General features: G+C 36.1%; 7 protein-coding genes. 2 read left to right on the top strand and 5 right to left on the bottom strand.

What is annotated here, in order from left to right; translation table 11 throughout:
* Nucleotides 1-132: 132 nt before the first annotated feature.
* On the top strand, nt 133-888 hold the full coding sequence (locus ACWNM1_RS30195) for a VCBS repeat-containing protein (RefSeq protein ID WP_449603870.1): 756 nt from the start codon (nt 133-135) through the stop codon (nt 886-888).
* Between the two features lie 338 nt (nt 889-1,226).
* Nucleotides 1,227-1,703 (top strand): hypothetical protein, encoded by a 477-nt coding sequence (locus ACWNM1_RS30200; protein ID WP_449603871.1) that lies wholly within the window; start codon nt 1,227-1,229, stop codon nt 1,701-1,703.
* A gap of 175 nt (nt 1,704-1,878) precedes the next feature.
* On the opposite strand, the gene ACWNM1_RS30205 is transcribed toward ACWNM1_RS30200, so the two are convergent.
* The 5 genes from ACWNM1_RS30205 to ACWNM1_RS30225 all read right to left on the bottom strand — a co-directional run.
* Nucleotides 1,879-2,376, bottom strand: coding sequence for a tyrosine-type recombinase/integrase (locus ACWNM1_RS30205; protein ID WP_449603872.1), 498 nt, complete (start codon nt 2,374-2,376; stop codon nt 1,879-1,881).
* Nucleotides 2,377-2,630: 254 nt separating this feature from the next.
* Entirely contained in the window at nt 2,631-3,188 is a 558-nt protein-coding gene (locus ACWNM1_RS30210) for an NUDIX domain-containing protein (RefSeq protein WP_449603873.1), read from the bottom strand.
* A 76-nt stretch (nt 3,189-3,264) separates the two neighbouring features.
* Nucleotides 3,265-3,555 (bottom strand): GNAT family N-acetyltransferase, encoded by a 291-nt coding sequence (locus ACWNM1_RS30215; RefSeq protein ID WP_449603874.1) that lies wholly within the window; start codon nt 3,553-3,555, stop codon nt 3,265-3,267.
* Between the two features lie 4 nt (nt 3,556-3,559).
* Nucleotides 3,560-3,901 (bottom strand): GNAT family N-acetyltransferase, encoded by a 342-nt coding sequence (locus ACWNM1_RS30220; protein ID WP_449603875.1) that lies wholly within the window; start codon nt 3,899-3,901, stop codon nt 3,560-3,562.
* A 211-nt stretch (nt 3,902-4,112) separates the two neighbouring features.
* A partial coding sequence (locus ACWNM1_RS30225) for a hypothetical protein (protein ID WP_449603876.1) occupies nt 4,113-4,419 on the bottom strand: 307 nt, incomplete at its 5' end.

Below are 4,419 nucleotides of genomic sequence, written 5' to 3' on the forward strand. Positions count from 1 at the left end.
CCAGCGTTAATAAACTACGCTGCTCAATAATGAATTTTCATTTCCTACATGGGCATCTACACAATCATATAGTCATTAACCTACATATTTGTAGGCATAGGGTATTCGACTTATGATAAGGGGATGTTTAATTTGTACAAACAAATTCAAAAGCATTCGTATGGTAACTATACTCATTTAAGAAAATTTTCTTTGCTTGATATGAAACAAGGCGATGTAAATGGGGACGGAATAATTGATAACGTGTATTTATATGGAAATAAATCCAATGGAATCTTTGCAGATAATATTACGCTTATTATTCAAGATGGACATTCTAATCAAAGTACAACGGTAAATCTTCAAAACAATGCGGGATATAGTGCTAGGCTATTCCTTGGGGATTTTTCTAAGGATAATGTACAGGACATTTTAGTAAGTATTGATTCTGGAGGAAGCGGCGGATATGGTATTTTTTATATTTATTCCTTCAAGAATAACATTCTACATGAAATGTTTGATGTTGAAAAATATAATAAAGAGTATAAGTTCAATGTAAATTATGAAGATTTTTACAAAGTGAGCGTAGGAAGTCCTCATCTTGACGTGTTGTTTACAATAGACATTAGTAATAAAGGCTACGACTACTTATCACAATATTACAACGAAAATGGTAAACTTAAGCAACCAATCAAAGGTGAGGTTCTTGCTTTAGGTGCATTATATCCCATAGTTACAAACGAAAAAAGTATGGGTTATGATTTACTTGCTATTCAACGTATCATTGGTACTTCTAACTCCGATACAATAGGGTATGTCGAAAACCTAATGACTTGGAATGGCACTCAATTTACATCCTTACGATTGTCTGTAGCTATACTTGGTACGAGGTTAATCAGCCTTTACTGATCATTTCTGTAATGGTATTCAGAGAGGCATTAGCCGCTCACATTCGTCCAATCCATCAAATTCATTCCTATGTTTCAATAGACTTTTTCCTTAAACTAAACTGCCCGTTAGCAGAACGAAGCTGCCAATTCATGTCGGCAGCTTCGTCCTGGTGTTATTGAGCTATAGTGTCCCGTTAGTTGAACAAGCATGCTTTCTTTTATTACATAATATCTTCGTACTGTGCAACAAGCACTATGTCTCTTGATGAAAAAGATTCATTAAGCTAACGGCAGGATAGTTTAATAACTTCGCGAATTCTTCAAGTATGGAATTTGCAGAAAAGAGGGCAGGTAATATTGGATAATATTCATAAGGAACTTGCTGAGAAGACATTGAAATACCTCTGTATTGGATCACAAATTGAAGGAATAAAGTTTTATGGAACACAAATTTTGATCTCAGAATCGGAAACAAATAGGAATCGAATTGATGGACAGATATATCTAAACATTGAAGGTAGATTCAATATCTTTAAGTCATATCCAGAATATATTCTAAACCATCAGGATGAACTTCCTGATATCGACTGGATTGATGGATATAAGATACTATGTGAATTAAGATTAAAGAGAATTGTGAATGTTCAGTTGGGAGAGTTAATTCCACACCTTTTTATTTACTTTGAAACTGGTGAAGTTCTGTTTATATTTGGTCATCATGATAAGTATGAGTCTTGGCAATTAGGGGTATGGAACAATTCCAACAAGGATGAACATTGGGATGTTATTGCAGTTCCAGGAAACAATATCGCAGTATTTACTCCATTTCGCTAACAGGACACATTAGTTATTCCGAATAATAGGCTGATTTTTTTCAACGGACTTTTCCTCCCTTACTACGCAGTTTGCGTCTAATGCGACATAAAACCTCTACTTATCTTGTTTAACATAACTGCCCTTTAGTTTGTAATGGCGACGGATTCTAAAACTGATCCGTCGCCATTACAAACTAAAAGTATCGTCGATAAAGCTCTCTCCGACTTTCGCCTCGGAGTTGCGCGTATATTTGAGTGGTCGATGCCTTCTCATGACCGAGCATTCCTTGAATGAAGTCTAAGGGAGCACCATTATCAAGGAGTTGGCATGCATATGTATGTCGAAAGCAATGCGGGTACACATTCACTTCAAGTTCTCCCCGATCTGCAAGCCGTTTTATTGCCCACCTAATTGTAGGTATAGCCATTCGTTTTGTTGGATGCGTATCGGTAACAAATAAGGCTTTGCAGGAATCCTCACGGCTAGCCAGGTACTTTTTTAACCATACTTTGCACTCTGTCGTAACATAAACTTCTCTTTGCTTCGATCCCTTGCCATTTACGATTGCTGAGCAGTTCTCCCAGTTTAGATCTTCGTTGTTGATCTTTTCTACCTCCCCAACCCGGCAGCCGGTACTATAGAGAAACTCAATCAGTGCTCTTTCCCTGACGGACTGACATGAGATTTTCAAGTGTATGACATCTTCCTCAATCAAAAACTTAGGAATGCGCTTATCTAATTTGAGTTCTCTCAATTTCAAAGAAGGATTTGAAGTCAGATACTTCTCTTCATAAGCATAGCGGAAAAGAGAACGAACAAAACGAATTCGATGACCAAGGCTGTTTGGCTTCTAGAAACTATCAAATCTAGTTTGCTTCTAGAGAGAGGTTTTAATCTGCCTGCAGTATTAAACTAGCATTTCCCGTTAACTCAACGAATTAGTGTTTAGTATCTTAGTATATTTTTATTTCCATTTAGCAAATCTTCAAAGACAGGCCGTTGGACGCTGTTTATTTGATCCAGTGAGATGTCGCTAATATTCCAGAACTGTAATTTCAATGATTCAAATTGATCATCCTGAAAATTTATCGTATCTCCATCTTCTGATAAAAGTTCATTATGATTAGTCCAGGCATTAAAAAGAAACATAACGAATACTACCTTGTTCCCGTCAGGATAGGTATATTCCATTCTAGGGCCGCTATATACTGCATAAAATTCACAATCCTTAACAGATAATCCGGTCTCCTCAATAACCTCTCGTATCATTGTCTCTTGAATAGTCTCACCTGGATTCATTCCTCCGCCCGGCAATCCCCAATCGCCGTAATCCGATCTCTGCTGCAATAAAATTCTACCTCTGCTATCTCTTATTATCGCTCCGCCGGTTACAACAATCCTCATATTCTGATGACCTCTCTGCTCACTAATATTTAATTTTATATTAGCGCATATTGGAAATACTCTGCCCAATAGCTTAACGTTAACAAGAGCAGCTGCCACGGTAGCAAACTGCTCCTGGATTTTTAAACTAAAGTTCTCCGTTTGCGCAATGAACGGCATAACTATTGTCGAAGATCTAAATCATTTTTTTGCTGATACTCTCCTTCCTTGTTTTCCCCCTAATTGCTTCTTCAAAATAGATAGTAAAATGTATTGACTCATAATCATCTCTTAAGAACGATAACATGGATACATCCCTAAACTCTTTGCCCATCGCATATTGACGCAATATGCCTTCTTCAGTGAATCCAGCTTTTTTTAAAGATTTAATTGAAGCAGTATTCTCGACTGCCACCACTGCTTGTATTCGGTGGAATCCGACTTTTTCAAATCCAAAAGCAACTACGGATTTTAATGCTTCAGTCATGATTTCAATAGGCTCGTGATAACCAATACGCTATATCAGCTATAGATCCTCTAACAAAGTTTGCACATTCTATATAACCAATAGGTTGATTATTTTGTCTTAAATCAATAGCCCAAATAAATGCTCCTTTGTTAGGAGAAAATCTTGATTGCATTTCATTAATAAATTGTTCAACTTCTTCTATTGTTTTGTATCCTCCTTTTCCTTCGTTTCCCATGTATTTATGTATCTCTTTATCAGATGTCATTTCCATATACAGCTGAGCTTCTTCCATTTTCAATTGTCGAAGTATTAAACGATCTGATTCTATAATAGGAAATAAATCAAAGTTTTCTTTGAGCCCCATACACCTTCTCATCCTTTCGAACGGAATATAAGAATATTATTCACCAATTTCATGTTATTTCCTGTTTTTGTTATTTAACTAATCTGCCCGTTAGCGTAATGATGATCTGTCATCTATGGTACGGTTCTACTTAATGGCGCGACGAATTAATTTCATAAAGCACCCTCACTGCTTATAATATTCTAGCACGTAATCTTGCTTGTGCAGAGTGTTAATGCCCACGGATGTCAAGATCACTTAATGGATAGTTACTACTGCCCCAAGTATAAACAATATAATTGTTAATTAGTTTTTCATCTGCTTTCAATGCTTTGAATTTCAAGTTACCATCAAGAAAATCAATATTATTACTCACTTGCTTTTCAACGATGTAACTCCACTCATTCTCGCGATACTTTGAATAAAAATGTTTTAATTCTTCTAAAGTTAGTTCCGATTTGATTAAAATAGCGCCAAAAAATTGCATTCCATTTCCATTCCCAATTAATTTTCCAGCTGATGATAAATCATCTATCAAT

It is taken from the genome of Paenibacillus sp. Marseille-Q9583 (genome assembly GCF_976954365.1).